26 protein-coding genes are annotated in these 23,976 nt (G+C 70.6%); 10 read left to right on the forward strand and 16 right to left on the reverse strand.

Annotated features, from left to right (window positions below; translation table 11 throughout):
- Positions 1-122: 122 nt before the first annotated feature.
- From ACR3ZA_RS12280 to ACR3ZA_RS12290, 3 genes are read left to right on the forward strand one after another with little or no spacing between them, the layout of a single operon-like run.
- Positions 123-1,433 carry a glycosyltransferase 87 family protein gene (locus tag ACR3ZA_RS12280; RefSeq protein ID WP_473662225.1) on the forward strand — a complete coding sequence of 437 codons (1,311 nt, stop codon included), beginning with the start codon at positions 123-125 and terminating at the stop codon, positions 1,431-1,433.
- Positions 1,430-1,768, forward strand: coding sequence for a thiamine-binding protein (locus tag ACR3ZA_RS12285; protein WP_473662226.1), 339 nt, complete (start codon positions 1,430-1,432; stop codon positions 1,766-1,768). Before ACR3ZA_RS12280 ends, ACR3ZA_RS12285 begins: the two co-directional genes overlap by 4 nt.
- 60 nt (positions 1,769-1,828) lie before the next feature.
- Complete coding sequence (locus ACR3ZA_RS12290; RefSeq protein ID WP_473662227.1) at positions 1,829-3,121, forward strand: MFS transporter; 1,293 nt, start codon at positions 1,829-1,831, stop codon at positions 3,119-3,121.
- Here the strand turns inward: ACR3ZA_RS12290 and ACR3ZA_RS12295 are convergent.
- From ACR3ZA_RS12295 to ACR3ZA_RS12325, 7 genes are all read right to left on the reverse strand, one after another.
- Entirely contained in the window at positions 3,059-3,679 is a 621-nt protein-coding gene (locus tag ACR3ZA_RS12295) for a LuxR C-terminal-related transcriptional regulator (protein ID WP_473558231.1), read from the reverse strand. The two genes, ACR3ZA_RS12290 and ACR3ZA_RS12295, sit on opposite strands and share 63 nt — an antisense overlap.
- A 91-nt stretch (positions 3,680-3,770) precedes the next feature.
- Entirely contained in the window at positions 3,771-5,033 is a 1,263-nt protein-coding gene (locus ACR3ZA_RS12300; RefSeq protein WP_473662228.1) for a hypothetical protein, read from the reverse strand.
- Positions 5,030-6,187: an ATP-binding protein gene (locus ACR3ZA_RS12305; protein WP_473662229.1), complete on the reverse strand. Its 1,158-nt coding sequence runs from the start codon at positions 6,185-6,187 to the stop codon at positions 5,030-5,032. Before ACR3ZA_RS12305 ends, ACR3ZA_RS12300 begins: the two co-directional genes overlap by 4 nt.
- Positions 6,188-6,504: 317 nt before the next feature.
- A complete protein-coding gene (locus ACR3ZA_RS12310; RefSeq protein ID WP_473662230.1) occupies positions 6,505-7,371 on the reverse strand; it encodes a hypothetical protein in 867 nt (288 codons plus the stop codon).
- A complete protein-coding gene (gene metX, locus ACR3ZA_RS12315) occupies positions 7,371-8,627 on the reverse strand; it encodes a homoserine O-acetyltransferase MetX (RefSeq protein ID WP_473662231.1) in 1,257 nt (418 codons plus the stop codon). The genes ACR3ZA_RS12310 and metX overlap by 1 nt, the downstream gene beginning before the upstream one ends.
- Positions 8,628-8,707: 80 nt before the next feature.
- Entirely contained in the window at positions 8,708-10,021 is a 1,314-nt protein-coding gene (locus tag ACR3ZA_RS12320; protein WP_473662232.1) for a bifunctional o-acetylhomoserine/o-acetylserine sulfhydrylase, read from the reverse strand.
- A gap of 123 nt (positions 10,022-10,144) precedes the next feature.
- Positions 10,145-11,194, reverse strand: a complete 1,050-nt coding sequence (locus ACR3ZA_RS12325; RefSeq protein WP_473662233.1) for an acyltransferase family protein — start codon at positions 11,192-11,194, stop codon at positions 10,145-10,147.
- Between the two features lie 33 nt (positions 11,195-11,227).
- On the opposite strand from ACR3ZA_RS12325, the gene ACR3ZA_RS12330 reads away from it, so the two are divergent.
- Positions 11,228-12,001, forward strand: a complete 774-nt coding sequence (locus ACR3ZA_RS12330) for an SDR family NAD(P)-dependent oxidoreductase (protein WP_473662234.1) — start codon at positions 11,228-11,230, stop codon at positions 11,999-12,001.
- On the opposite strand, the gene ACR3ZA_RS12335 is transcribed toward ACR3ZA_RS12330, so the two are convergent.
- Positions 11,998-13,506: an MFS transporter gene (locus ACR3ZA_RS12335; RefSeq protein WP_473662235.1), complete on the reverse strand. Its 1,509-nt coding sequence runs from the start codon at positions 13,504-13,506 to the stop codon at positions 11,998-12,000. The genes ACR3ZA_RS12330 and ACR3ZA_RS12335 overlap by 4 nt on opposite strands.
- Positions 13,507-13,564: 58 nt before the next feature.
- On the opposite strand from ACR3ZA_RS12335, the gene ACR3ZA_RS12340 reads away from it, so the two are divergent.
- From ACR3ZA_RS12340 to ACR3ZA_RS12355, 4 genes are read left to right on the forward strand one after another with little or no spacing between them, the layout of a single operon-like run.
- Positions 13,565-14,059 (forward strand): phosphoribosyltransferase family protein, encoded by a 495-nt coding sequence (locus ACR3ZA_RS12340; protein WP_473662236.1) that lies wholly within the window; start codon positions 13,565-13,567, stop codon positions 14,057-14,059.
- Entirely contained in the window at positions 14,056-14,748 is a 693-nt protein-coding gene (locus ACR3ZA_RS12345; protein WP_473662237.1) for a uracil-DNA glycosylase, read from the forward strand. The genes ACR3ZA_RS12340 and ACR3ZA_RS12345 overlap by 4 nt, the downstream gene beginning before the upstream one ends.
- On the forward strand, positions 14,735-15,337 hold the full coding sequence (locus tag ACR3ZA_RS12350; protein WP_473662238.1) for a GNAT family N-acetyltransferase: 603 nt from the start codon (positions 14,735-14,737) through the stop codon (positions 15,335-15,337). The genes ACR3ZA_RS12345 and ACR3ZA_RS12350 overlap by 14 nt, the downstream gene beginning before the upstream one ends.
- 41 nt (positions 15,338-15,378) lie before the next feature.
- Positions 15,379-15,801, forward strand: coding sequence for a VOC family protein (locus tag ACR3ZA_RS12355; protein WP_473658780.1), 423 nt, complete (start codon positions 15,379-15,381; stop codon positions 15,799-15,801).
- On the opposite strand, the gene ACR3ZA_RS12360 is transcribed toward ACR3ZA_RS12355, so the two are convergent.
- The 4 genes from ACR3ZA_RS12360 to ACR3ZA_RS12375 all read right to left on the reverse strand — a co-directional run bounded on the left by ACR3ZA_RS12360 (position 15,786) and on the right by ACR3ZA_RS12375 (position 18,536).
- Complete coding sequence (locus ACR3ZA_RS12360; RefSeq protein ID WP_473658783.1) at positions 15,786-16,406, reverse strand: hypothetical protein; 621 nt, start codon at positions 16,404-16,406, stop codon at positions 15,786-15,788. The genes ACR3ZA_RS12355 and ACR3ZA_RS12360 overlap by 16 nt on opposite strands.
- A 96-nt stretch (positions 16,407-16,502) precedes the next feature.
- On the reverse strand, positions 16,503-17,270 hold the full coding sequence (locus ACR3ZA_RS12365) for an ABC transporter permease (protein ID WP_473658786.1): 768 nt from the start codon (positions 17,268-17,270) through the stop codon (positions 16,503-16,505).
- The gene (locus ACR3ZA_RS12370; RefSeq protein ID WP_473658788.1) at positions 17,267-18,154 is read right to left on the reverse strand and encodes an ATP-binding cassette domain-containing protein; all 888 of its coding nucleotides are present in this window, start codon (positions 18,152-18,154) and stop codon (positions 17,267-17,269) included. Before ACR3ZA_RS12370 ends, ACR3ZA_RS12365 begins: the two co-directional genes overlap by 4 nt.
- A 22-nt stretch (positions 18,155-18,176) precedes the next feature.
- On the reverse strand, positions 18,177-18,536 hold the full coding sequence (locus tag ACR3ZA_RS12375) for a GntR family transcriptional regulator (protein WP_473658790.1): 360 nt from the start codon (positions 18,534-18,536) through the stop codon (positions 18,177-18,179).
- Positions 18,537-18,677: 141 nt separating this feature from the next.
- Here ACR3ZA_RS12375 and ACR3ZA_RS12380 point away from each other — a divergent pair, with 141 nt between their 5' ends.
- Positions 18,678-20,102 (forward strand): amidase family protein, encoded by a 1,425-nt coding sequence (locus tag ACR3ZA_RS12380; RefSeq protein ID WP_473658792.1) that lies wholly within the window; start codon positions 18,678-18,680, stop codon positions 20,100-20,102.
- Between the two features lie 65 nt (positions 20,103-20,167).
- Positions 20,168-20,524, forward strand: a complete 357-nt coding sequence (locus tag ACR3ZA_RS12385; RefSeq protein ID WP_473658794.1) for an SIP domain-containing protein — start codon at positions 20,168-20,170, stop codon at positions 20,522-20,524.
- Here the strand turns inward: ACR3ZA_RS12385 and ACR3ZA_RS12390 are convergent.
- From ACR3ZA_RS12390 to ACR3ZA_RS12405, 4 genes are read right to left on the reverse strand one after another with little or no spacing between them, the layout of a single operon-like run.
- The gene (locus ACR3ZA_RS12390; protein WP_473658796.1) at positions 20,511-20,915 is read right to left on the reverse strand and encodes a Fe-S oxidoreductase; all 405 of its coding nucleotides are present in this window, start codon (positions 20,913-20,915) and stop codon (positions 20,511-20,513) included. The genes ACR3ZA_RS12385 and ACR3ZA_RS12390 overlap by 14 nt on opposite strands.
- Entirely contained in the window at positions 20,905-22,320 is a 1,416-nt protein-coding gene (locus ACR3ZA_RS12395) for an FAD-dependent oxidoreductase (protein WP_473658798.1), read from the reverse strand. The genes ACR3ZA_RS12390 and ACR3ZA_RS12395 overlap by 11 nt, the downstream gene beginning before the upstream one ends.
- A 9-nt stretch (positions 22,321-22,329) precedes the next feature.
- Positions 22,330-23,169 carry an arginase family protein gene (locus ACR3ZA_RS12400; RefSeq protein WP_473658800.1) on the reverse strand — a complete coding sequence of 280 codons (840 nt, stop codon included), beginning with the start codon at positions 23,167-23,169 and terminating at the stop codon, positions 22,330-22,332.
- Between the two features lie 59 nt (positions 23,170-23,228).
- Entirely contained in the window at positions 23,229-23,954 is a 726-nt protein-coding gene (locus tag ACR3ZA_RS12405) for a PspA/IM30 family protein (RefSeq protein WP_473658802.1), read from the reverse strand.
- Between the last annotated feature and the right edge of the window lie 22 nt (positions 23,955-23,976).

Here is a 23,976-nt window from a genome sequence, read left to right on the forward strand (position 1 = left end):
GACCTCCGGGTCGTAGCGGATGTGGGAAACCGTGGTGCGGTGGTTCCATTCTGGGGTGCGCGGGGGAGGACCGGCGTGCGGTGTTGCGAAACGTGACGCGCCCGCGCGATTACGCTGGGCGCATGCCGCCTGCCGCGCGTGGCCGTCGCGGCCGCCGGATCCTTCACGCCGCCTCGCATCCGATCGCGCTGTGGCTCGCCCTGGTGCTCGCGCACCTCTGGCTCGGAATGCTCGGTCTCTACGCGCCGGGGAATCCGCTGGGCGATGTGGGCTTCGTCTACCGGTTCTGGATGGAGCACGGCCAGACGACCGGGCAGTGGGTCGGCATCGACACGGTCTGGGTGTATCCGATCGTCGCGATCGTGCCGATGCTCGCCGCGACAGTGCTCGGCCTCGACCTCTACGTCAGCACCTGGCTGAGTCTGATGATGCTCATCAACGCGGCGGCCTTCGCCGTGCTGCTGGCGCTCGGCGCACGGGCGGGCGGGGCACGCCGGGTCGCTCCGGTCGCCTGGTGGTGGATCGGGTTCCTCGTGCTGCTGGGTCCGGTGGCTCTCGGCCGCATCGACACCGTAACGGTGGCGGTCGCGCTCGCCGGCGTGGTGGTGCTCGCGGCCGCCCCGCGCGTCGCCGGGGTGCTGCTGACCCTCGCCGCGTGGATCAAGGTGTGGCCCGCGGCGCTCGTCGCGGCGATCGTGCTGGTCGACCGCTCGCGACTCCGCGTGGTGATCGCGGCCGCGGCAACGACCGTCGCGGTGCTGGCGGTCGCGCTCGCGGCCGGGGCGGGCGGAACGGTCTTCAGCTTCATCACCGAGCAGACCGGGCGCGGGCTGCAGGTCGAGGCGATCAGCGCGACCGTGTGGATGTGGGATGCCTTCCTGCACCCCTCGGGTGCGAGCGCCGTGTACTACGACACCTCGATTCTGACCTTCCAGCTGCGCGGCGACGGCGTCGCCGACGCGGCCGCGATCGCCACGCCGCTGCTCGCGGCGGCGGTCGCGCTGCTGCTGATTCTCGCGGCGGTCGCGATGCGCCGCGGGGCCGCCAGCGGGGAACTGCTTCCGGTGCTCGCCCTGGCGGTCACGACGGCCCTCATCGTGTTCAACAAGGTCGGATCGCCGCAGTTCGTCTCCTGGCTCGCGGTGCCCGTGGTCTGGGGGCTTGTCACGGCGATTCGCGGCGACGGGCCCAGCTTCCGGGTGCCGGCGGTGCTCGCGCTCCTGATCGCGGCGCTGACGCAGGCGATCTATCCGTTCCTGTACGACGACCTGATCGCGCTCAACATCGTGCCGCTCGTGATCCTCACCGCGCGCAACCTGCTCTACCTGGTGCTGTTCGTCTGGGCGGTCTGGACACTCGCGGGGCTGGTCGCGGGCGCCAGATCCGGGCGTGCCGACGCGGCGGCGGCGGACACGGCAGGATGGTCGTCATGATCGTCGCCTTCTCTGTTGCCCCGAGCGGCGGCGCCCCCGCCGGCGCCGAAGCCGATTCCGTGCACGATGCTGTCGCCGCGGCCGTTCGCGTGGTGCGCGAATCGGGACTTCCGAACCGCACCAGCTCGATGTTCACCGAGATCGAGGGCGAGTGGGACGAGGTCTTCGACGTCGTCAAGCGCGCCACCGAGGCGGTCGCCGCGTACGGCTCGCGCGTCTCGCTCGTGCTCAAGGCCGACATCCGCCCGGGCCGCACGGGCGAGCTGACCGGCAAGGTCGAGCGCCTCGAGGCGGCCCTGGAGCGCGCCGAGCGCGAGTCGCCGACGTCGCTCTAGGCTGAATGCGGCTCAACGGCGAGTCGATTCGAAGTTCTCTCTCCAGATTGGTCGTTCGCCATGCCTCAGCTTTCTCGCGCTCGCACGAACCTCGCGCTGCTGGCGCTGGCTCTCGGCGGGTTCGGAATCGGCGCGACTGAGTTCGTGGCGATGGGCCTCCTGCCCGACCTCGCGCGGGATCTGCTGCCGTCGCTCTACTCGACCTCGCCGGAAGACGCGATCGGCCGTGCCGGGATCCTGATCTCCGCGTACGCGGCGGGTGTGGTGGTCGGTGCCCCGACGATCGCCGTCTTCGCCGCGCGGCTGCCGCGCCGCGGGCTGCTCGTCGCGCTCGCCACGGCGTTCACCCTCGGCACCTTCGCCTCCGCGTTCGCGCCGACGTTCGAACTCGTCGTCGCGGCGCGGTTCCTGGCCGCACTGCCGCACGGCGCCTACTTCGGGGTCGCCGCGCTCGTGGCGGCATCCCTGATGGGCCCGGGCAACCGGGGGCGAGGTGTCGCGATCGTGCTGTCCGGTCTGACGATCTCGAACGTCGTCGGCGTGCCGCTCATCACGGCACTCGGGCAGGCGGCGGGCTGGCGCATCGCCTACGTCGCCGTCTCCGTGATCTTCGCCGTCACCGTGGTCGCCATCCGTCTGGTGGTGCCGGCCCAGGCCGGTGACCCGCACGCGACGGTGCGTCGTGAGCTGTCGGGCTTCGCCCGTGGCCGGGTCTGGCTCGCCCTGCTCACCGGTGCGATCGGCTTCGGCGGCTTCTTCGCGGTGTACAGCTACGTGGCGCCACTGTCGACCGAGGTCACCCGGCTGGACGCATCGATGGTGCCCTGGGTGCTCGTCGTCGCCGGTCTCGGGATGACCATCGGCAACCTCGCCGGCGGCCGGCTCGCCGATCACGGACCGCTGCGTGCCGTGTTCTGGTGCTTCGGGGCATTCGCGGTGTCGCTCGTGCTGCTGGCCCTCACCGCCGCGAGCCCGCTCGGCCTGTTCGGCGGGATGTTCCTGGTGACGGCCGCGGCGGCGGCGCTGTCGCCCGCGATCCAGACCCGGCTGATGGACGTCGCCGGGGAGAGCCAGACGCTTGCCGCCGCCGGCAACCACGCCTCACTGAACCTCGGCAACAGCCTGGGGGCGGCGCTCGGCGGCGCCGTCATCGCCGCACAGTGGGGCTATATCGCCCCGGTCTGGGTCGGGCTGGCGCTGTGCGTGCCCGGCGTCGCGTTCGCGCTCGCGGGCCTCGCAGCGGACCGCCGACCGGGCGCGCGCCCGATCAGCGGTCACAGCCCGCAGCGGTCAGAGGCTTCCGGCCGGCCCGTCCTGGATGAGGATTCCGTCCTGGATGGCGCGACGACGTAGCGCCACCTTGGTGCCGACGTCGATGCCGGCGACGCGGTACTTCTCACGGATCCGCTTGAGGTAGCTCTTCGCGGTCTCCTCCGAGATGCCGAGCTCGTACGCGACGCTCTTGACCGGTTCGCCGCCGCCGTAGAGCGCCATGACGCGCCGCTCCTGCGCCGAGAGCTTGGGAGCCCCGCCGATGTCGGAGGCATTGAGCGCGAGATCGAGCTCGGCCGAGATGAAGCTCTCGCCCTTCGACGCGGCACGGATGGCCTCGACGATCATCTCGGCGTCCTCGCTCTTGACGAGATAGCCCAGCGCGCCCGAGGCGAGCGCTTCGCGCACCACGTTCGGCTCGGAGTAGGTGCTCATCAGCACGACGCGGACGCCGGCCGAGCGCAGGGTGTTGATCTTGAGGGCGACCGGGATGTTGTCCTTCAGGTCAAGGTCGAGCAGCACGACGTCGACCGGAAACTCGGGGTGCAGCGTGAGCTCGGGCCACGAGGCGACCGCCGCGACCATGGCGATGTCGTCGGCGGCATTGCGGATCCATTCGGTGAGTGCTCCGAGCAGCATCCGGTGGTCATCGACGAGGGCGAGGCGGATCGGGGAAGACGTCACCTGCACGCTCCTTTCTGGGGTGGGTGTGAGAGATCGGGCTGAGGTGTCATGAGTCGGCCGGGTTGTCGACGAGACACTCGATGTCGATGCGCAGGCTGGAATCCTGTGTGGTGTCGGTGTACTTGCCGACGCGCTCGATTGCATCCCAGACCGCCGGGTCGACGCGGTTGCGCGGAGCGCCCGTGGTGGTGATCGAGATCGGAACGAGGATCTTGCGGTCGGGAACACCCGTGGCGGTCGGGTCGAGGGGGCCGACCTGGAGCGTCATCGAGCGGTGCGCGTTCGCCTTCGCGGTGTCGCTCAGCAGCAGCCAGGCCGTGGCGAGGAGGCCGTCGCGCTGTGTCGGATCGAGCAGGCCGGCGAGGCTCGACTTGTCGATGAGCGTCACCGAGCGGCCGAGCATCTCGGACTCGCTCACGGCGTGATACAGCCACGTCTCACGCCGGCCCTCGATGAGGTGCAGTCGCAGCTCGGTCGCCAGCGACGCGGCCACCGAGGCGGTCTTGGGTGTGAGCGGCAGGGGAGTCGTGCCGGTCGCGATCGAGTCGAGGAGCTCCTCCGCAGCGAAGTCGAGCCGGGCCAGCTCCTCCGAGGCGAGCATGCCGACGGCGAAGCGCGGCGCGGAGACGGTGCTCTGCACGAGAACGCGGTCGAGCTCCACCTGCACGAGGCGGCGGAAGGCCTCGACGATGACCACGCCGATGACGGCCGGAAGCACCAGCAGGGCGATCGCGGTCAGCTGCGCGGCCACCCAGCGCGGGTCGAGTTCGGTCCCGGGCTCGATGTTCAAGAACACGAGGACGGTGAACGCGGCACCCAGGACTCCGGCCGCGCCGAGCACCTCCCACTTGTCGCGGAAGGTCACCACGACCAGGAGCGCCATGCCGGTGACGAGGGCGGCCGTCGCGTTCCGCCCGAGGTCGTGCAGCTCCCACACGGCATACACGTCGAGGGCGACCGTGCCCGCGATGCCGAGAAGGAAGATGACGAACATCCAATCGTGCAGGCGATCGCCGGCGACGCGGGCGCTCAGGATGGTGGCGGCGAGCGACGCGGCGAGCAGGATCCACGCGATGAGACTCACGACCGCGAGCGGGTAGGTGTTCCAGAGCGCGACGAACCAGCTGAACCCGTAGACGGCGCGGAGGCCGACGATGATCGCGGCGCCGAGCCCGAGGAACGCCGTTCCGAGGCTGGCGTGGTGGGCGGCGTTCGCGCGCCCGATCCAGCGCGCCGTCGAGGAGGCGGCCCGCTTGGCGTGCCCGACGATGACGCCGAGAGTGTTCTCTTCAAGTTGCAGGAAGCTCACCGCGGGACCTCCAATGCGACGGTCGTGCCGGCGCCGGGGGCGGAGAACAGGCGGGCGTTGCCGCCGACATCGCGCAGGCGTGCGACCACGGACTCGGCGAACCCGAGCTTGGCCTCATCGATGTCGGCGATGTCGAAGCCGACCCCGGAGTCGGTCACCAGGGCCCGCACCGTCGTGGTGTCCTCGGTGATCGTGACGTGGGCCTGGGTGACCCCGGAGTGGCGCCGCACGTTCTCCAGGCACTCCGCGAGGGCGAGCAGGAAGGCGTCGAGGACGTCGCTCGGAAGCAGCACCTGGCCGGTGCCGTGCCAGCTCACCTCGAGCCCGATCCGCCCGAATCGCTGCTTGACCGACTCGAGCGTCGTGCCGAGCACCGTCTCGTCGGTCGCGACGGGCGAGCTGGTCTCCTCGGCGGTGCCGCCGACGGTGCCCAGTCGCAGCTGTCGCAGCAGCCGGGCATCGTCCCCGGCCTGCGCGCGCAAGGCGTCCGTGCTGACGCCGACGCCGGAGTGCGCCAAGAGGGTGAGGGTCGCCAGGACCGTGTCGTGGAGCAGACGCGCCGACTGGCGGCGCTGCGCCTCAAGCTCGCTCGCCTGGCGTTCGGCGCGGTGGGCGCGGCCGATGCTGGCGATGCGCTTGGCGACCTGCGGGATGCTGGCGCCGATCCACACGCCGATGATCGCCGCGAGAATCCAGCCCAGCAGCAGCACGATCGCCGTGCGCAGTGGCTCCTGGTAGGTCGCGGTCAGGAGCACGGTCGTCGCGGTGATCAGCAGGAAGGCGACGACGAGCAGCGCGATGCGATGCGGTGACCGGGTGAGCACCAGTCCGACGGAGGCGAGGGAGGCGGCGCTGATGTGCAGCAGGGCGGGAAGGGCCGCGGCGCCCGTCTCGGAGTCCAGCGTGACGACGACGACGAGGATCGCGGCTCCCGCCACGAGGGACAGCAGCACCCAGCCGATCGCGTCGGAGGCGCCCATCCGCCACTGTGCGAGGGCGAGCAGCAGGTACAGCGGCGCGGCCCAGAGCAGCGTGGTCGACGAGACGACGCCCGGAACCAGCAGGCACAGCGCCGAGACGATCGTGAAGCTCAGTCCGTAAACCCGGGCGGCGCGTTGCAGCAGCCGATCGCGATCGCGAGTGATGAGTTCCATGGGCGTGCGGACTTTCCGTGGTGAGGGAGTGCTCGCACAGATCGTGGCACAAGGTGACACGTGAACTGGGGGTGCCACGCGGGGGGACGTATCGGCGAATCGGGGTACAGTCATGCATACAGAGGGGTCGGCGGGTGACCGCCATAGCCACAATTTCCGTCGAGACGGCCGCGCGAGCAGCCGATCACGGGGTGCTCGCGCTCAACGCGATCACCGCTCTCGGGCGCAGCCCGACAGCGACCGGGGGGTCGAGGGGGCCGTGACAACATCACGGCCCCTTCCCATTTCCCCACCCGTCCGGTCCGGCCCGCGCGCGATCAGAATCCGCAGGCGTCGGCCACGAAGTCGATGATCCGGCTGCGGATCGAGTCCGGAGCGGCCACGACGAGCCGTCCCTCCGTGCCGTCGTCGCGGCGCACGGTGAGAGGAATGAGCGTGCCCTGCTTGTCCTCGAGCACGGCGTGCGGATCGCAGCGCGTCGGCACGATGGCCAGCGTCCACGAGTCCGCGTGCGCGGCGACGTGCCAGGCGAGCGGAGCTTCGTCGCGACCGACGCCGTCAACGGCGGGCGAGACGAGTGTCGTGCTTCGTGCCCCGGTGACGGTGTAGCCGCCCTCGCCCGCGGGGCCGACCTCGAAGACGAGGTGGGCGGCGGCGCCCGGCTCGGCGGGCGGCTCCAGTGCCGTGATCCGCAGCTCGGCGAGCGACGCCGCGAAGCAGCCCTCCTCCTGGAGGCGCTCGACCTGTCCGAACGGGTCGCTCGGGGTGCGGGTCACGGTGTGCTCGCGTCCCTCGTGCACGACCGTGAGCTCGACGATTGCACGCTGTGCGGAGCGGTCAGCGCAGGAGATGTCGCCGAGCGGCACGGGGAGGTCGAGTCGATGCCCCGCGTGGACCGTGGAGCCGTCTCCCTGCCAGACGAGCGCGTCGCGGAACTCGGGACCGCGATAGCTCGCGCCGGTCACCACCAGCGGTTCCGTGCCGTCGTTGATCACTTGGATCTCGAGAAGCCCCGCCGCCACGTCGGACCGCGTCTGGTACAGCGCGACCGAGATCCCGTCCGGTTCGAGGGGGGCGACCGTCGGCGCGCAGCCGGTCAGGGCCGCGCAGCCGAGGGCAGCCAGGGCGAGCAGACCGCGGGGCGGGTGAGGGCGACACCGCGACCTGGCTGCGCCCCGGGGCACTACGCCTCCGTGCCCGATCCCGCGGCGGGTGCCGTCACGGCGATCCGGCTCGGCGTCGACAGCAGCCGGCGCAGCTGCGCGTCGACCAGGGCGTCCTCGATCAGGAACGCGTCGTGACCGTAGGGCGAGGAGATGATGTGCGGGCGGTCGCCGTCGATGTTGTTCGGCAGGTGTCGAGCGATCAGCTCCTGCCCGGAGACCGGGAACAGCCGATCGCTCTCGATGCCGAGCACGAGTGCCGTGGCGTGAATGCGGCCGAGCGCCGCCGCGATGCCGCCGCGATCACGGCCCACGTCGTGCGAGCTCATTGCATCGATGAGCACGAGGTAGCTGTTGGCGTCGAATCGCCGGGTGAACTTGTTGCCGTGGAAGCCCAGGTAGCTCTCGACCGCGAAGACGCCGCCGCCGCCGAGCGGACTGAGCCCGCTCTGCCAGCTTCGCTCGAACCGCTCGTCCAACTCGGTGGGGGAGCGGTAGTTCAGCAGTGCGATGCGACGCGCCAGGGCGAGGCCGCGGTGCGGCCCCTCGCCGTCGGGCGCGTCGTAGTAGTCGCCTCCCGCGAACGCCGGATCCATGCGGATCGCCTCGCTCTGCACCGAGTTGAGTGCGATCTGGTCGGCGGTGGCGGCGGGAGGGGCGGCGAGCACCGCGATGCGCTCGACGCGGTCCGGGAACATCGCTCCCCATTCGAGGGCGTGCATGCCGCCCATCGATCCGCCGACGACCGCCGCGAAGCGCCCGATGCCGAGTTCATCGGCGAGCCGCGCCTGCGCCGTCGCCTGGTCGCGGATCGTCAGGTAGGGGAACCGCGCCCCCCACTCGACGCCGTCGGGCGCGAAAGAGGCCGGACCGGTGCTGCCCTGGCAGCCGCCGATCAGATTCGGGGCGACGATGAACCAGTCGGCCGGGTCGAGGGCCTTCCCGCTGCCGAGCAGCCCCGACCACCAGCCGGCCGTCGCGTGTCCGGGGCCGGCGTGCCCGATGACATGGCTGTCGCCGGTGAGCGCGTGCAGCACCAGAACCGCGTTGCTGGCGTCGGCGTTGAGCTCGCCCCAGGTCTCGTAGGCGACCACGGTGGAGGGCAGGACGCCGCCGCGCTCGAGGGTGAGATCCCCGATCGCCGCAAATCGGCGGTGCCCGGGGTCGTCGCCGACCCTCCAGGCTCCCGAGGCGGGAGGCTTCGCCGACAAGGCACGTCGGTGGGACTCGGTGACGAACGCCGACGGCACCGCATCTTCCGGTGTCTGCCAGTCCATCGAGACCCATTGTTCCGTACACGACGAAGCCCGGTGGCCGTGTTACGCCACCGGGCCCCGTCGTGCGCGGGAAATGCGGGTTACGCGCTGGCCGCCGCGTTGACCTTGCGCGCGGCCGCGAAGCCGAGCTCGAGGTCTGCGATGAGGTCGTCGATGTTCTCGAGGCCCACGGAGAGGCGCACGAGGCCGGGCGTGACGCCCGTCGTCAGCTGCTGCTCGGGCGTGAGCTGCGAGTGCGTCGTCGAGGCCGGGTGGATGATGAGGCTGCGCACGTCGCCGATGTTCGCGAGGTGGCTGAACAGCGCCACGTTCTCCACGAGCGCGCGGCCCGCGTCGACGCCGCCCTTCAGCTCGAAGCTCAGCACGGCTCCGACGCCGAGCGGGGCGTACTTCTGCGCGGCGGCGTACCACGGGCTCGAGGCGAGGCCCGCGTAGCTGACGCTCGCCACGTCCGGGTGCGCCTCCAGCCACTCGGCGATCTTCTGCGCGTTCTCGACGTGGCGCTCGATGCGCAGCGACAGCGTCTCGATGCCCTGGATGATCGCGAAGGCGGTGTCGGGGGCGATCGCGGCGCCGGTGTCGCGCAGCAGGGTCACCCGCGCCTTGATGATGTAGGCGATGGCGTCTCCGAGCACGCCGGTGTAGCTCGCTCCGTGGTACGAGGGGTCCGGCTCGGTGAGGCCCGGGAACTTGTCGACGTGCTGGCTCCACGGGAACTTCCCGCCGTCCACGATCGCGCCGGCGACGACGGTGCCGTGGCCGCCGAGGAACTTCGTGGCCGAGTGCACGACGATGTCGGCGCCGTGCTCGAAGGGACGGATGAGGTACGGCGTCGCGATCGTGTTGTCGACGATGAGCGGCAGCGCGTTCTCGTGCGCGACATCGGCGACCAGCTCGATGTCGAGCACGTTGATCCGCGGGTTGCCGACGGTCTCGGCGAAGAGCGCCTTCGTGTTCGGGCGGATGGCGGCGCGCCACTCCTCGGCGTCGTCCTGGTTCTCGACGAAGGTCACCTCGATGCCGAGCTTGGCCAGCGTGTACTTGAACAGGTTGTAGGTGCCGCCGTAGATCGACGAGCTGGAGACGATGTGGTCTCCCGAGTTCGCGAGGTTGAGCACCGCGTAGGTGATCGCACTCATGCCGGACGCGGTGGCCAGGGCCGCGGTGCCGCCCTCGAGCGCCGCGATGCGCTCTTCGACGACCGCCTGGGTCGGGTTCATGATGCGGGTGTAGATGTTGCCGAACTCGGCGAGCGCGAACAGGTTCTTGGCGTGGTCCGCGTTGTTGAAGACGTAGGCCGTCGTCTTGTAGATCGGCGTGGCGCGCGCGTTGGTGACCGGGTCGGGGGCCGCACCGGAGTGGATCTGCTTGGTCTCGAACTTCCAGTCCGACATGAGGGCTCCTTCTGTGACATCTGCGGGCGGCGACAATTCGGCCGCTCGCGACGACAGTAGGCGCGCGCGCGGAATGCCTCAACCCGGGGCGCAATGCGGCGTAACGCGGCGCGCGAGCGGGGCTCAGACCCGCGGTGGCGTGCTCGGCGCAGGCTCGGCATCGCGGAACAGCCAGCGCGCGCGCGGCTGGACGAGCGGCCGGAACAGGCGCTGCACCCACGAGCTCGACAGCACGAGGGTGATCAGCAGCGAGACGGCGATCATCGCGAGCAGCCAGGTCGCCGACGAGTGCTCGTCGCGGAGGATTCCGGATTCGCGGATCGGGTAGAGCACGAAGCTGTGCAGCAGGTACACGTAGATCGTCGCCTTGCCCAGGTGCGAGAACACCGTCTCGCGCCGCGGAACGAGCACCAGGAACGCCGCCGTCAACACGATGGCCAATGCCATGATCGCCAGCCGCAGCAGCGCCGCCTGCGGTCCCGAGGTGTCGAGCTCGCGGTACGACTCGTCGTAGAAGAACCAGAGCCGCAGATCCATGTCGCGGAACAGCTGGATGTTGAGCGCGACGACCGTGATCCAGGCACCCCAGACGGCGACGGACGCCGCCCGCGCACCCACCACCACCGCGCGCGAGGCGTGGCGCCAGCGCTCGACCAGGTCCGTCTGGGCGAGCATCCAGCCGAGCAGGAAGAACGGCAGGATGCCCATCGTGCGCGAGAGCGAGAAGGTCGAGTCGACATTGCCCCAGTAGCCGACCGCGACGGACCCGGCGATCGCCCACACCAGCGGCCAGCGGACGAGCGCCAGGTAGGGCAGCGCAACCCGGAAGATGGCGAGCGTGAGCAGGAACCACAGGGTCCACTTGGGGGCGGTCGGGTTGAAGGAGTCGGCCCCCTCGACGAGCCACTGCACGACGGTCCAGATGGTCTGGAAGATCAGATACGGGACGATCAGATCGGCGACGATGCCGCGCATCCGTCGCGTGTCCAGCGGCGTCGAGCGGGAGAAGTATCCGCTCACGAGCATGAACGCGGGCATGTGGAAGGCGTAGATCGCCAAATACACGCCGAGGGCGTTGTTGGAATCGTAGGTCTGGCGCTGGATCGCGTGTCCAATCACCACGAGCGCGATGATCGCGACCCGGGCGTTGTCCCAGAGAGGAACTCGTGTCATCGGGATGAAATCTAATCCGGCAATACTGGGGGAATGGTGAAGCGCGTTGTGGTGACAGGGGCCAGCTCGGGAATCGGGGAGGCGACCGCCCGGCGGTTCGCCGCGCACGGCTGGAAGGTGGTCGGAATCGCCCGGCGCGCCGACCGGCTCGCGGCGCTCGCCGCCGAGACCGGGGCCGACGTGATCGCCGCCGACCTGACGCGCGCCGAGGACATCGAGCGGGTGCGCGACGAGCTCGCGGCGCTCGGCCCGATCCACGCGCTGGTCAACAACGCCGGCGGGGCCTTCGACATGGCCACCGTCGAAGAGGGCGACCCGGCCGACTGGCGCGCCATGTTCGAGATCAACGTGATCGCGGTGCAGCAGATGATCCAGAAGCTGCTGCCGCTGCTGCGCGACGGGGCGCGCGAGACCGGGGTCGCCGACATCCTGACGATCACCTCGATCGCCGGGCACAACGTTTACGAGCGCGGCGCAGGCTACAACGCGGCCAAGTTCGCCGCGCACGCCCTGATGGCGGTGCTGCGTCTCGAGCTCGCGGGCGAGCCGCTCCGGGTGCTCGAGGTCGCGCCCGGCATGGTGCGCACCGAAGAGTTCTCGCTGGTGCGGTTCAAGGGCGACGAGTCGAAGGCGGACGCCGTCTACGAGAACGTCGCGGCGCCGCTGGTCGCCGACGACATCGCCGAGGCGATCGTGCACGCGATCGAGCTTCCCGGCCACGTCAACCTGGACCTGGTGACCATCAAGCCGGTCGCCCAGGCAGCCCCGCACAAGGTGATCCGCGGCGAGCTGCAGCCCAAGCCCTAGGGGCTCGTCGGCGTCTCCAGCTCGGAGTCGTCGGCGCCCGGAACCAGGATCTCGTCGATCTCGGCGGGAGCGTCGCCGAAGGCGGACTTGGGCACCATGAACAGGGTGAGGCCCGCGATGAGCGCGCCACCGCCGCAGATCGCCCACACCGTCATGTAGCCGCTCAGGCTCGCGGCGGTTCCGACGGCGCTCGTCACACCGGTCAACAGCACCACGCCGAAGACCGCGGAGGCGAAGGAGCCGCCGATCGTCTTCGTGGTGTTGGTGAGGCCGGCGGCGATGCCCGTCTGGCCGCGCGGGGCGGCTGCCGCAGCCGCGGCGGGCAGGGCAGCGACGAGAGCGCCCGAGCCGAGGCCTGCGATCACCATGTTGGTCATCACCTGCCAGGTCTCCAGGTGGAACGGCAGGAAGAGCAGGTATCCGAGGGCGACGACGAACGCGGCCGTGATGAGTGAGATCCGCGGGGTCGTGCGCCGTGCCAGCAGCGGGAAGAGCAGCGCGCCGACGATCATCGCGATGAGGTACACGCCGATCAGGATCGAGCGCATGCCGGCGGCGAGTCCGAGGCCGTAGCCGAGGGACGGGTCGGTGCCCGCGTAGGTCGACAGCGGCGCCTGCGCGCCGAGGACCGCGATCCCGAAGAGCCCCGCCGTGAGCAGGACCGGCCAGAGCTCGGGCCGGCTCATGACGCGCAGGTCGATGGCCGGGTCCTTCTGGCGCAGTTCGAAGCGGGCGAACGGGATGAAGGTCAGCACACCGGCCGCGAGCAGCGCCCAGACCCACCAGGTCTCGGGGCCGTTGATGCGCAGGAAGGTCAGGCTCGAGGTGATCAGCAGCAGGCCGACCGCGAGGAGCGTGAAGCCCATCAGGTCGAGGGAGCGGTTCGGCAGCGGCTCCGACTCGGGAACGCCGAACAGGATGACGAAGAACACGGCGGTGACGCAGACCGCGGGCACCATGAGGGTGAGGGTGACGTTCTCGCCGAGTGCCGAGAAGAACAGGCTCGAGCTGAGGGCTCCGATGATCGCGCCCGCCTCGAGGCCGACGACGAGGAGACCGGCGGCGCGGCGCGTCTGTGAGGCGCCCGTGTTCGTGCGGCGGCCGCGGTCGAAGATCAGCGCGACCTCGAGCGGGAGCCAGACGACGTAGAAGCCCTGCAGCGCCCACGCGATCAGGAAGCTCGTGAAGTCGCCCGCGAACGCGAGCCACCAGCTCGCGCCGGCGGTCAGGATCGTCGAGATCAGCAGGATCTTCTTGTGGCCGACCATGTCGCCGAGCTTCGCCAGCAGCGGCACCGCGAGCGCCGACAGCATCAGCTGTGCGGCCTCGAACCAGTTGAAGTCCGCATCCCGGATTCCGAGGTGCACCACGAGGTCGGAGATCAGCGGGATGTAGAACCCCTGCAGGATTCCGCTCGTGATCTCCACCATGAACAAGAAGCCCACGAGGGACACGGTGATCGCTCCGAACGAGCGGGCGGTGCCGGGGGTCTGCGCTGCGGTCATCACCGCATGCTAGCGCTCGGGGGAGTCGACGGATGATGGCGCGGCGAACGACTACGTTATGTACGTGACCGAGACCGATGAGCGCGAGATCCTCAGCTATGAATTGTTCGGAGTGGCGGCCCGTGAGCTCGCCCAGACGATCGCGGACGACGGGTTCCGACCCGACGCGATTGTCGGCATCGCCCGCGGCGGACTGACTCTCGCCGGGGCGCTCGGCTACGCGCTCGACGTGAAGATGCTCGGCTCGCTGAACGTCGAGTTCTACACCGGGGTCGGCACCACGCTCGACACCCCGGTCGTGCTGCCCCCGACTCTCGACCAGGAGTCGCTGCAGGGCAAGAGCATCCTGCTCGTCGACGACGTCGCCGACTCGGGCCGCACCCTCGCGCTCGTGGTGCGGCTGCTCAAGGCCGGCGGCGGCGAGGTGCGCACGGTGTGCCTCTACGCCAAGCCCGGCACGGTCGAGGAGCCGTATTACACCTGGCGCCACACCGACAAGTGGATCATGTTCCCCTGGAGCTCCGAAGGTCCGGTCAGCTACCCCGAGGCATGACCGCGGCGTCGCTGCGAGGTCTCGTCGAGCCCGGCTGGGCGAAGGCCCTCGAACCGGTCGCCGGCGAGGTGCTCCGACTGCTCGAGGTCGCGCGCGCGGAGACCGCGGCAGGGCGACGGTGCCTTCCTGAGGCGCCGAATATTCTGCGAGCGTTTCAGACTCCGTTCGACACGGTGCGCGTGCTCATCGTCGGTCAGGATCCGTACCCGACGCCGGGGCATGCCGTCGGGCTCGCGTTCTCGACGGATGCTGCGGTGCGACCGCTGCCGCGAAGCCTCCAGAACATCGCGCGGGAGCTCGCCGACGATGTCGGCGCGGGCCTGCCGAGCGGCGACCTCACGGGTTGGGCCGACCGCGGCGTGCTGCTGCTGAATCGGGTGCTCACCGTGCAGGCGGGGACGCCCGGTTCCCATCGCGGTTGGGGCTGGGAAGCGGTCACCGAGCAGGCGATCCGCGCGCTCGCCGCCCGCCGCGCGCCCCTGGTGGCGATTCTGTGGGGGCGCGATGCGGCGACGGTGCGCCCGTTTCTGGGCAGCTCGGCGGTCATCGAGTCGGCGCACCCGAGCCCGCTCTCCGCGCGGCGCGGGTTCTTCGGGTCCCGGCCGTTCAGCCGCGCGAACGCGCTTCTGGTCGCCGCGGGGGCCGCCCCGATCGAGTGGGATCTGACAAGGTCGCATGACCCGGCGTAGGATCGGCGCGATGATTCCCGAGGAGTACAACCCGCGCGAGGCGCTTCGTCGGGCAAAGAGACGTCGGGAGGCCCCGGTGGCCGAGTTCGCCTTCGCGCTCCGCGATGCGACCGAGGCGGACATCCCCTACCTGCTCGAGATCTACAACCACTACGTTGCGAATTCGACGGTCACCTTCGATGAGGACCCGCAGACCCTCAAGGAGATGCGCGCCAAGTTCAGGACCGTGTCGAAGCTCGGCTTCCCGTGGATCGTGGCCGAGAGCCCGCGCGGGGAGATCCTCGGCTATGCGACCGTGTCGCCGTGGAAGGCGAAGGCCGCCTATCGGTTCACCGTCGAGAACTCGATCTACCTCGGCCCGGCCTCGACCGGCAAAGGGCTCGGGTCGGCGCTGATGGCGGAGCTGCTGACGCGCGCCAAGGCGGCGGGCATCAAGGAGATCGTGGCGGTGATCGCCGACCGCGGTGCCGAGGCCTCGATCCGCCTCCACGAGGCCTACGGCTTCAAGACGATCGGCCACATGGGCAAGGTTGGCTTCAAGTTCGGACGCTGGCTCGGCACCGTCTTGATGCAGAAGAGCCTCAAGTAGCATCCCAGCGCGTGCACGCCGACTCGCTCTAGGCTCCGGGCATGACTGTTGCGCAGCTTCGCCTGGTGTTGGAGACCGAGGATCTGGACGCCGCCCTCGCGTTCTATCGCGACGTCGTCGGACTGCCGGTGCAGGAGGCCTACGAGGCCGAGGGCGGTGCGCGGGTGGTGATTCTGGGCGTTCCGACGGCGACATTGGAGCTCGCGAATCCCGCCCAGGTGCGCTACATCGATGAGGTCGAGGTCGGTCGCGACGTCGCGCATCCGTACCCGCTCACGGTGCGCGTCGCGTTCGAGGTGCCGGACGCGCGCGAGGCCGCCGATCGCCTCGTGGCGGGCGGGGCGGAGCCCGTGGCGCCGCCCACGCCGACGCCGTGGAACTCTCTGAACGCGCGGGTGGAGGCGCCCGGCGGCATGCAGGTGACCGTGTTCGAGGAGCTCGCGGGGGATCAGGAGCGGCCGTAGACCGCGCGTGCCACCTCGTCGGCGAGCGTCACCACCCGGTCGAACACCGACTCGCCGCCCCGCGCGTCGATGATCGAGATCCAACTGTCCTCGCGCAGCACGTTGAGCACCGCCGGAGAGCTCACGGTGTCACCGAGCTGTCCGAAACGCAGCAGATCGTCGAGGGCCTGCTCGTTGAGGCCCTGGGCGCGCAGGTCGGCGATGACGGCGGCGCGCGTCTCGGATCCGAGCGGCGCCACCGAGATGGTGATCGTCGTCGCGGGGACGGCCTCGTCGCCCCAGATGCAGGTGATTCCGCCGGCCTGCTCCTCGGGGGTCTCGTCGATCAGGAACTCGCCGCCGTAGCGTCCGCCCGGGCCGCCGAGGAGGTCGCGGCCGCTCTGCTCGAACTCGGACAGCCGGTGCGCGGGGAGCATCGCGCGGCAGTCCTCCGGTTGCGCGAAGCCTGGGGGACGCGGCGGAGAGGTGGTGAGCATCGGAGCGGGGGTCACCGCAGCGACGGGCGGCGGGGGCGCCGCCACGGGTGCCGGTGCCGCGGCGCATCCGGCCAGAGCGGCCAGCAGAGCAGCGGGAATCGCGGTGCGGAGTGCTCGAGCTGCCGACATGGTCCCCCCCTCCGCGTGCGCCTCTATCGAGGATAACTCACACAATGCCGCTCGGGGTGGGGCCTCCCGCCGGTCCGCTCGGCGGGAGGCTCCATGTCACCCGCGCGGCGTGGCCCCGCGCAGCAGTCCGAAGCCCGCGATCGCGGAGATCAGCGTCGGGATGAGCAGGAGCGCGTAGGAGCCGGCGAATCCGAGGGAGCTGAGCGTCTCGACGATCAGTCCGCCGCTGTCGGTCAGCACGATCAGGGCGACCGCGCCGACGACCGCGAAGGCCATGACGACGAAGTAGCTGATCAGGCCGTACTGCCGCCACCGCACATAGAGTGCTGCGACCGCGCTTCCGGTGAAGAAGAAGAACAGCAGCAGGACGAAGAAGATCCAGGTGCGCTCGAGCGTCCCGCCGTCGCCGAAGATGGCGCTGCGGAACATGGTTCCGCCGAGCCCCCAGCCGTTCGTGACCTCTTCGAGGAGCCCGAGCGCGCCGAGCAGCAGGGCCCATCCGGCCGAGAGCGCCACGAAGGCCAGGGCGCTGCCCAGGTAGAAGTCGCGGCGGGTCGCGCCGTAGCCGAGCGCGAGTGGGAAGGTCGCATTCATCGCCTGGACGGCGACGACGAGCATGTAGACGAACACGAAGGAGACGGCGCCGCTCCACTCGGTCCCATCACCGGCGGCGAGCCCGCCGCCGGCGGGCAGGGTGGCGGTCAGCAGCAGCCAGATCAGCCAGTTCAGCACGAAGATCGTCGCCAGGATCAGCAGCGGCGTCACGATCACGGTGGCCGGGTTCGCGACGTGGAGCTGGGCCACGTTGAGCAGACGGCGCGCCGGAGTCGGCGCCAGCGGGCGTGAGGTGTCGAGGGTGGTCATGATGCGAGGTACTCCTTGTCGCTCGAGTTGGTGAGACGGACGACGAGCTGCTGCAGCGAGACGGGGGCCAGCTCAAGACCCGCCGCGCGGGCTTCGGCGCGTTCCGCGTCCGTCAGTCGTCCGACGGTCACGGAGGCCAGTCCGCCGAGGCCGTCGCGATGGATCACATCGCGACCGGCGATGAACCGGTCGACCACCGAGGCGGCGCCGACGAGCGTGGTGGCGGAGCCGCGCAGCTCCTCCGCGCTCTCGTCGATGAGGAGGCGTCCCTGGTCGATGACGAGAACGTGCTCGAGGAGGTTGCTCACCTCGTCGATCAGGTGGGTCGAGAGCACGACGGTGCGAGGGTGCTCGGCGACGTCGGCGAGCAGGCGGTCGTAGAACAGCTGCCGGGCGACGGCATCGAGGCCGAGGTAGGGCTCGTCGAAGAAGGTCAGCGGCGCGCGCGAGGCGAGCCCCACGATCACGCCGACGGCGGAGAGCTGGCCTCGGGAGAGCTTCTTGATCCTGCGGTCGACGGGCAGTCGGAAATCGGCGACCAGCTCCCGGGCGTACTCGGCGTCCCAGTTGGTGAAGAACCACGGAGCGGTGCGCAGGATGTGCTTCACCTTGAAGTCGTCGGGGTAGCGCTGGCTCTCCTTGATGAACGAGATGTGCTCGAGCACGCGCGCGTTCTCGACGGGGGAGGCGCCGTAGAGCTCGATGGTGCCGGAGCTCGCGAACTCCTGGCCCGTGAGCAGGGACATCAGGGTCGTCTTGCCGGCGCCGTTGCGGCCGAGCAGGCCGTAGATCTTCCCCTCCTCGAGGGTGAAGCTCACGCCGTCGACCGCCGTGACGTGGCGGAAGCGCTTGGTGACGTCGGTCACCCGGGCGATGGTGGTCATAGTCGTGTGTCCTTTGTGCTGATCAGGGGGCGGGGGGAGTCGTGCGGATCATGCCCGCGAGCTGCTCGGCGGAGATGTCGAGCTTGGCGGCCTCGGCCAGCAGGGGCACGAGGTACTGATCGCGGAACTGCTCGCGTCGTGCGGCGACGAGGCGGTCGCGCGCGCCGGAGGCGACAAACATGCCGATGCCTCGTTTCTTGTAGAGGATCCCGGCGTCGACGAGCAGGTTGACGCCCTTGCCGGCGGTTGCTGGGTTGATGCGCAAGAACGCGGCGAGCTCGTTCGTCGACGGGACCTGGGATTCTTCGGGGAGCGTCCCGGCGATGATGTCGTTCTCGAGCTGCTCTGCGATCTGCAGGAAGATCGGCCGGTTCTCATCCATGGGCGCCCTCCTGGCGGGGGGATCCGTCTCGCGCGAGCTCCACGGGTTCATTAGTCATGTAACTAACCAATCAGGCTTTCGGGCGCATGTCAAGTGCTGCACCGCTCGGCCGCCGGGCGATCCGCGACCTAGGCTCGAGGCGTGTTCGAATTGCATCACCTCAGCGCGAGCGAGCAGCTCGACGGCATGCGCCGCGGCGACTGGACGCCGCGGGAGCTCACGGAGCACTACCTCGAGCGGATCGCGCGCCTCGATCCCGAGCTGGGTGCCTTCGCGGAGGTGACGGCGGAGGGCGCGCTCGCGCGCGCGGCATTCCTCGAGAACGCCGATTCGTCGGTCTCGCGGGCCTCGGCACTGTGGGGGCTGCCGTTCGCCGACAAGGACCTCGTCGCCCGCACCGGCGTTCCGACCCGTTACGGCTCGCGGGCGATGGCCGACGTCGTGCCCGATGCCTCGGACGACATCGCGCTCGCCTTCGATGTCGCCGGTGCCGTGAGCCTCGGCAAGACCGCGACCCCGGAGTTCGGTCTCGCCGGCTACACGGAGCCGCTCGCCGGTCGCCCCGTCCGGAACCCCTACGACCGCACGCTCGGTGTCGGCGGATCCAGCGGCGGTGCCGCCGCGGCGGTCGCCGCCGGCTTGCTGCCCTTCGCTCCCGGTTCCGATGGCGGCGGGTCCATCCGCATCCCGGCCGCCGCCACGGGTCTCGTCGGGCTGAAGCCCTCGCGCGGTCGCATCCCGAGCGCCGCCGGGTTCGCCTCGCTCGGGGGACTCGTGACGCACGGTCCGCTGACTCGGACCGTCGCCGATGCGGCGCTCGTCCTCGACGCCCTGGTCGGCGCGGCCCCGTATCGTCATGCGACGGCCGCCCCGAGCTGGGCGGGGGGCGCGTTCCTCAACGCGGCGGTGCGCGGGGAGGGGCGGTTCCAGGTGGGAGTCACGACCGACTCGCCGTGGGCGGGCGACTTCGAAGTCGGGCTCGAACCCGAGGCGCGCGTCGCGCTCGAGCGTGCGACGGCCGAGCTGGCGGCCATCGGCCACGGAGTCGAGGAGTTCGGACTCGAGCCGGAGCCGGACTATCCGCGGATGTTCTCGAGACTGTGGCAGGCGGCGGCGGCCGGAGTTCCGCTCGAGGGGGACGCTCTCGCGCGCACTGAGCCCCTGACTCGCTGGTTGATCGCCCAGGGGCGCGCGATGGCGGCGCGCGAACTGGGCGAGGCGCTGCAGTTCGCCGCCGCGTTCGAGCGTCGGCTGATCACCCGCTTCGCAAGCTTCGATGCCGTGCTGACGCCCGTGCTCGCGGTCACGCCGCCGGCGCTCGGCTGGTACGACGCCGAGGATGCCGAGCGCAACTTCGCGCAGCAGGTGCGCGTGAGCCCGTACACGAGCATGGTCAACGTGGCGGGGCTTCCCGCGCTCGCACTCCCGGTCGCGCGCACGGCGGAGGGCATCCCGATGGGGGTGCAGCTGATCGGGCGGCCGGGCGGGGAGGACGTGCTGCTGGCGATCGGCGCGCAGCTGGAACGACGCCTGCGCTGGGACCGCCACCACCCGCCGCAGTGGTAGCGCGGTCGGGCAGCGCCATGCTCACGGTCAGGTGAGTTAGCCAAGCCTTACCTATACTGAGCGTGATGCTGCTCTCCGACCTGCTGCCCGCGACGATCTCCTGGAACCCCGGTTCCGGCGACGTCGTGCTGCTCGCCGCGCGAGAAGGCGACCTCGAGCTGGTCGAGACGGTGCTCCAGACGCTGCCGCCGCGCACCCGCGGCCAGGTCTTCCTCGAGTCGCGCGGGGGAGTTGCACCGCGCGAGCTCCGCGCCCCGGGTCGGGTCTGCGTGACCTGGCTCGACGCCGACCGGGGGCAGTCCTCCGCGCGCGCCGCCGAGGCGTGGCTCGCCGAGATGCTGCCGACCGACGCCGCGCGCACGCACCGCGTCTACGCCTGGTTCGCCGGCGACCGCGCCGCCCGCGCGCTCACGAGCGACTGACGCGCCGCGGCAGGTAGCCGCCGCGCTCCAGCCCCGCCTCGATCTCGAAGCGATTGCGCGTCGCCTCGCGGCCCGCCACCAGATAGAGCGGGATGAACGCGAGGCCGTAGCGGCGCCACTGCTCCACGTGCACGCGCTCGTGCGCGAGCACCGCTTCGCTCGTGTTCGTGCGCGTCAGATAGATCGCCCCGATCGTGGTGCCGCCGCGCCCGAACGCCCAGCGCGGCAGGTGCTCGAAGAAGTGCACGCCACAGCGGTGCTGGTAGTGGCCGAGCCACAGACAGCCCCAGAGGAACGCGCACACCGTCGCGAACGCGAACCCGGTGCGGGCGACCGGCGGCCAGCACGCGACGGCACGGGCAAAGCCGCGGATGCGGCCGTCAGAGACCATAGGTCTCGAGGAAGCGCAGCCAGACCTCGCTGACCGTCGGGTAGGCGGGCACCGCGTGCCACAGCCGGTCGAGCGGCACCTCGGCCGCGATCGCGATCGTCGCCGCGTGCAGCATCTCGCCCACCTCCGGGCCGACGAACGTGACCCCGACGAGGACGTGCCGATCCTCATCGACCACCGCGCGCGCCTGCCCCCGGTAGTCGTCCGACTGCGCCGTCGCACCGCCGACCCAGGCCAGGTCGTAGTCGATGACCCGGGTCCGGATGCCGGCCTTTTCGGCGGCCGCCGCCGTCAGTCCGACCGAGGCGACCTCCGGGTCGGTGAACGTCACCTGGGGCACGACGCGGGCGTCCGCGGTGGCCACGTGGCGACCCCACGGGGCGTCGTCGACCGCGGCGCCGGTGGCGCGCGCAACGATGACATCTCCGGCGGCGCGCGCCTGATATTTGCCCTGGTGCGTCAGCAGGGCGCGGTGGTTCACGTCGCCGACGCCGTACAGCCAGTCGACGCCGCGTACGCGGAGCGTGTCGTCGACGTCGAGCCATGCGCCGGGGGTGAGGCCCGCCGTCTCGACTCCGAGATCCTCGGTGCGCGGAGTCCGACCCGTGGCGACGATGAGCTCATCGGCGTCGAGGCGAGAGCCGTCGCTCAGCAGCAGGTGCGCGCCACTGCCGTCGCGCGAGACCGAGGTCGGCTCGACGCCGGTGAGGATCCTCGCGCCGCGAGCCCGCAGCGCCTCGGCCACCGCCTCGCCGGCGAACGGCTCCTGATCTGCCAGCAGCGTGCTGCGCACCAGGAGGGTGACCTGCGCGCCGAGATCGACATAGGCGCTCGCCATCTCGGCGGCGACGACGCCTCCGCCGATGATCGCGAGCCGCTCGGGCACGGTCTTGGCGCTCGTCGCCTCGCGACTCGTCCACGGCGCCGAATCGGCGAGGCCGGGGATCCCCGGCAGCAGCGCGGCGCTTCCGGTGCTGAGCACGACGGCGTGCCGGGCGCGGAGCTCGGTCACGGTGCCGTCGGCCGCCGTCACCTCGACCGCGCGCTCGCCGGTCAGCCGGCCGTGGCCGCGAACCAGGTCGATCCCGGCGCTGTCGAGCCAGGACACCTGGGAGTCGTCGTTCCACTCGTGCACGATGCGGTCGCGGCGAGCCAGTGCCGCCCGCGGATCGAGTTCGCCGGTCACCGCGGCGCTCGCCCCCTCGACGGCCCGCGCGGCGCGCAGCACCGTTCCCGCCCGGAGCAGGGCTTTCGAGGGCATGCACGCCCAATAGGAGCATTCGCCGCCGACGAGCTCCGCCTCCACGATCGCGGTGCGCAGACCGCCCTGCACGGTGCGGTCCGCGACGTTCTCGCCGACCGCGCCGGCTCCGATCACGATGACGTCGTATTCGCGTGCTGTCATCCGTCGAGGCTAGCCTTCGGCTCCGTCACGGGGCTGGCTCGCGCGCGAGGTGAGCGCGGCGAGAATGCGCAGCACGGTCGCGAGATCGCCCGCCGTGGATTCGGGGTCACGCGGCGAGAATCCGGCGATCGTCGCCCCGGCAAGCGGGTAGCGCTCGCGCAGCTCGCGCAGCGCCGCGAGAAGGCTGTCGAGACTGGCACCGAAGGGCTCCGCCCACGCGGTGGAGGAGATTTCGGACGGGTCGAGGACATCCAGATCGATGTGCAGATACAGGCGCGAGGCTCCGGTCGCCGTCACCGCGTCCAGCACCGGGCCGGCCGCGCCGATGGCGTCGGCAGCGATCGCGCGAACACCTGCCTCGGCGACCCAGCTCCGCTCGGCGTCGTCCCAGGCGCGCGTCCCGGCGAGCACGATCTGCGAAGCCGCCACGATGCCGTCGTCCGCCAGCGCCCGGACGGCCATTCCGGCGAACGCGCCCGAGGACGAGGTCTCCACCGAGTTGGAGTCGCCGTGGGCGTCGAACCAGACGAGAGCAAGGTCGCCGGCGGTGCCCTGCGCGGCCGCGTGGCGCACCGCCGGGTAGCTGACCGCGCAGTCGCCGCCGATCGTGATCACCGGCGAGTGCTCATCGTGCAGCGCGCGGGCCACACGCTGCTGAACCAGTCGCAGCGAGCTGTGCCGGTGGATGCCGGTGCCCTCCGCGTCGCCCGCCTCCAGCGGCACCTCGAGGGTCGTCGTCACCGACGCCGGCAGGTCGCTGGCGATGGCGCGGGCGCCGTCGATGAGCGTCATCGCTCGATCCGACGGCGACCCTTGCCACTGCGGCACGACGAGATAGCGCACGCTCACCCCGCCACTCTACGTCGGCGACCCGACGGGGCACAGCGGATGTGCGCAGTCATCGCGCTCTACGACTCCAGCGCGCCGCCGGACTTGAGCGCCGCGAGCCGAGCTTCGATCTCGACCTGCTTGTCGAGGTCTTCGAGGCTCTCGAACTGCGCATCCAGGCTCGAGGCGGCGAGCTCCTGCTGGCCGAGGACCTTGGCCTCTTCGCGGCGCACCTTCTCCTCGAAGCGACCGAGTTCGCTCGTCGGGTCGAGCACGTCGATGCTCTTGATGGCGTCGTGAACCTGGCTCTGCGCGGCCGCCGTCTTCGAACGCGCCACCAGCTCGTTGCGCTTGGCGGTCAGCTCGCCGAGGCGCGAGCGCATGCCGTCGAGGCCATCCTTCAGCTTGGCGACGACCTCGTTCTGCGAGGCGATGGTCGGTTCGGCCGATCGGGCCTCGTTCTCGGCCGCGAGCTGCTTGCCGAGCGCGATCTTCGCGAGCTTGTCGAACTTGTCGGCATCCGCGGTGTCGCCCGCGGAGCGCAGCTCGTCGGCCTTGGAGCTCGCGGCGAGCGCCTTGCGGCCCCAGTCGGTGGCGGCGGCGACGTCCTCGGCGTGGTCCTGCTCCATCAGACGGAGGTTGCCGATCGTCTGCGCGACCGCGCTCTCCGCCTCCGCGATGGAGTTGGTGTAGTCGCGGACCAACTGGTCGAGCATGAGCTCGGGGTCCTCGGCCTGGTCCAGCAGCGCGTGGATGTTCGCGCGCATGAGCTGCGAGATGCGGCCCAGAATCGATTGCTTTGCCATGGTGTGCCTTCCTGAGTGGATG

The sequence above is a fragment of the Herbiconiux sp. J20-20 genome, assembly GCF_057365085.1.

What these genes read in the sequence shown, in the direction of transcription:
- ACR3ZA_RS12280 (WP_473662225.1), top strand. Translation starts at nt 123, where the DNA reads ATGCCGCCTGCCGCGCGTGGCCGTCGCGGCCGCCGGATCCTTCACGCC.
- ACR3ZA_RS12285 (WP_473662226.1), top strand. Translation starts at nt 1,430, where the DNA reads ATGATCGTCGCCTTCTCTGTTGCCCCGAGCGGCGGCGCCCCCGCCGGC.
- ACR3ZA_RS12290 (WP_473662227.1), top strand. Translation starts at nt 1,829, where the DNA reads ATGCCTCAGCTTTCTCGCGCTCGCACGAACCTCGCGCTGCTGGCGCTG.
- ACR3ZA_RS12295 (WP_473558231.1), bottom strand. Translation starts at nt 3,679, where the DNA reads ATGCTGCTCGGAGCACTCACCGAATGGATCCGCAATGCCGCCGACGAC.
- ACR3ZA_RS12305 (WP_473662229.1), bottom strand. Translation starts at nt 6,187, where the DNA reads ATGGAACTCATCACTCGCGATCGCGATCGGCTGCTGCAACGCGCCGCC.
- metX (WP_473662231.1), bottom strand. Translation starts at nt 8,627, where the DNA reads ATGGACTGGCAGACACCGGAAGATGCGGTGCCGTCGGCGTTCGTCACC.
- ACR3ZA_RS12320 (WP_473662232.1), bottom strand. Translation starts at nt 10,021, where the DNA reads ATGTCGGACTGGAAGTTCGAGACCAAGCAGATCCACTCCGGTGCGGCC.
- ACR3ZA_RS12325 (WP_473662233.1), bottom strand. Translation starts at nt 11,194, where the DNA reads ATGACACGAGTTCCTCTCTGGGACAACGCCCGGGTCGCGATCATCGCG.
- ACR3ZA_RS12330 (WP_473662234.1), top strand. Translation starts at nt 11,228, where the DNA reads ATGGTGAAGCGCGTTGTGGTGACAGGGGCCAGCTCGGGAATCGGGGAG.
- ACR3ZA_RS12335 (WP_473662235.1), bottom strand. Translation starts at nt 13,506, where the DNA reads ATGACCGCAGCGCAGACCCCCGGCACCGCCCGCTCGTTCGGAGCGATC.
- ACR3ZA_RS12340 (WP_473662236.1), top strand. Translation starts at nt 13,565, where the DNA reads ATGTACGTGACCGAGACCGATGAGCGCGAGATCCTCAGCTATGAATTG.
- ACR3ZA_RS12345 (WP_473662237.1), top strand. Translation starts at nt 14,056, where the DNA reads ATGACCGCGGCGTCGCTGCGAGGTCTCGTCGAGCCCGGCTGGGCGAAG.
- ACR3ZA_RS12350 (WP_473662238.1), top strand. Translation starts at nt 14,735, where the DNA reads ATGACCCGGCGTAGGATCGGCGCGATGATTCCCGAGGAGTACAACCCG.
- ACR3ZA_RS12355 (WP_473658780.1), top strand. Translation starts at nt 15,379, where the DNA reads ATGACTGTTGCGCAGCTTCGCCTGGTGTTGGAGACCGAGGATCTGGAC.
- ACR3ZA_RS12360 (WP_473658783.1), bottom strand. Translation starts at nt 16,406, where the DNA reads ATGTCGGCAGCTCGAGCACTCCGCACCGCGATTCCCGCTGCTCTGCTG.
- ACR3ZA_RS12365 (WP_473658786.1), bottom strand. Translation starts at nt 17,270, where the DNA reads ATGACCACCCTCGACACCTCACGCCCGCTGGCGCCGACTCCGGCGCGC.
- ACR3ZA_RS12370 (WP_473658788.1), bottom strand. Translation starts at nt 18,154, where the DNA reads ATGACCACCATCGCCCGGGTGACCGACGTCACCAAGCGCTTCCGCCAC.
- ACR3ZA_RS12375 (WP_473658790.1), bottom strand. Translation starts at nt 18,536, where the DNA reads ATGGATGAGAACCGGCCGATCTTCCTGCAGATCGCAGAGCAGCTCGAG.
- ACR3ZA_RS12385 (WP_473658794.1), top strand. Translation starts at nt 20,168, where the DNA reads ATGCTGCTCTCCGACCTGCTGCCCGCGACGATCTCCTGGAACCCCGGT.
- ACR3ZA_RS12390 (WP_473658796.1), bottom strand. Translation starts at nt 20,915, where the DNA reads ATGGTCTCTGACGGCCGCATCCGCGGCTTTGCCCGTGCCGTCGCGTGC.
- ACR3ZA_RS12395 (WP_473658798.1), bottom strand. Translation starts at nt 22,320, where the DNA reads ATGACAGCACGCGAATACGACGTCATCGTGATCGGAGCCGGCGCGGTC.
- ACR3ZA_RS12405 (WP_473658802.1), bottom strand. Translation starts at nt 23,954, where the DNA reads ATGGCAAAGCAATCGATTCTGGGCCGCATCTCGCAGCTCATGCGCGCG.